Annotated in this window: 1 protein-coding gene; it reads right to left on the reverse strand. The window is 63.5% G+C overall.

Annotated features, from left to right (window positions below; genetic code table 11):
* Positions 1-1450, reverse strand: a 1450-nt coding sequence (gene pgi / locus RR51_RS28370) for a glucose-6-phosphate isomerase (protein WP_039615472.1), incomplete at both ends; no start/stop codon positions are given.

Genomic DNA, 1450 nt, shown 5'->3' on the forward strand with positions numbered 1-1450 from the left:
TTTGCCCAGCTCCACGCCCCACTGGTCGAAAGCGTTGATGCCCCAGATCACGCTCTGCACGAACACCTTGTGCTCGTACATCGCCACCAGCGCGCCCAGGCGGCGCGGGCTGATGCGTTCCACCACCAGGGTGTTGCTCGGGCGGTTGCCCGGGATCACCTTGTGCGGGGCCAGCTTTTCGATGTCCGCTTCGTTCAGGCCTTTGCCACGCAGCTCTGCCTCGGCTTCCTCGCGGGTTTTGCCCAACATCAGCGCCTGGCTCTGCGACAGGCAGTTGGCGTACAGCCACTGATGATGGTCGGCCACCGGGTTGAAGCTCACCACCGGCACGATGAAGTCGGCCGGAATCAGCTGAGTGCCCTGGTGCAGCAGTTGGTGGTAGGCATGCTGGCCGTTGCAGCCGACGCCACCCCAGATAACCGGACCGGTGTCGGTCTTCACCGGGGTGCCGTCCTGCAGCACGCTCTTGCCGTTGGACTCCATGTCCAGCTGTTGCAGGTGCTTGGTGATGTTGCGCAGGTAGTGGTCGTACGGCAGGATCGCGTGACTCTGGGCGCCCCAGAAGTTGCCGTACCACACGCCCAGCAGGGCCAGCAGCACCGGCATGTTCTTGTCGAACGGCGCGGTCTGGAAGTGCTGGTCCATGGTGTAGGCACCGGACAGCAGTTCCTTGAAGTTGGCGGTACCGATGGCCAGGGCGATCGGCAGGCCGATGGCCGACCACAGCGAGTAGCGCCCGCCCACCCAGTCCCACATCGGGAAGATGTTTTCTTCGCGGATGCCGAAGGCCACGGCGGCGGCCTTGTTACTGGAAACGGCGATGAAGTGGCGATACAGCTCGGCTTCCGAGCCGCCTTGGGCCAGGTACCAGGTACGCGCGGCCATTGCGTTCTTCAAGGTCTCGAGGGTGTTGAACGACTTCGACGAGACGATGAACAGGGTGGTTTCGGCGCGCAGGTTGGCCGACAGCTCGTGGAACTCACTGCCGTCGATGTTCGCCAGGTAGTGGCAGCGCACGCCGCGCTGGGCGTAGGGCAGCAGCGCCTCGGACACCAGTTCGGGGCCGAGGAACGAGCCGCCGATGCCGATGTTGACCACGTCGGTGATCGGTTTTTCGCTGTAGCCACGCCACAGCCCGTCGTGAATGCGGCCGACCAGTTCGGTGATCTGGTTGAGTACCTTGTGTACTTCCGGCATGACGTTCACGCCGTTGACGCTGAGCTTGTCGCCTACCGGCCGGCGCAGGGCGGTGTGCAGCACCGGGCGACCTTCGGAGGCGTTGATGATTTCGCCGCTGAACATCGACTTGATGGCGTCCTGCAGGCCCACTTCGTTGGCCAGGTTCACCAGCAGGTCGCGGCTTTGTTCGGTGATCAGGTTTTTCGAATAGTCGAGGAACAGGCCGCAGGAGCTCAGGGAGAACTGGTCGAAGCGCTTGGTATCGGCGGCG

It is taken from the genome of Pseudomonas sp. C5pp, assembly GCF_000814065.1.
GTDB lineage: Bacteria > Pseudomonadota > Gammaproteobacteria > Pseudomonadales > Pseudomonadaceae > Aquipseudomonas > Aquipseudomonas asiatica.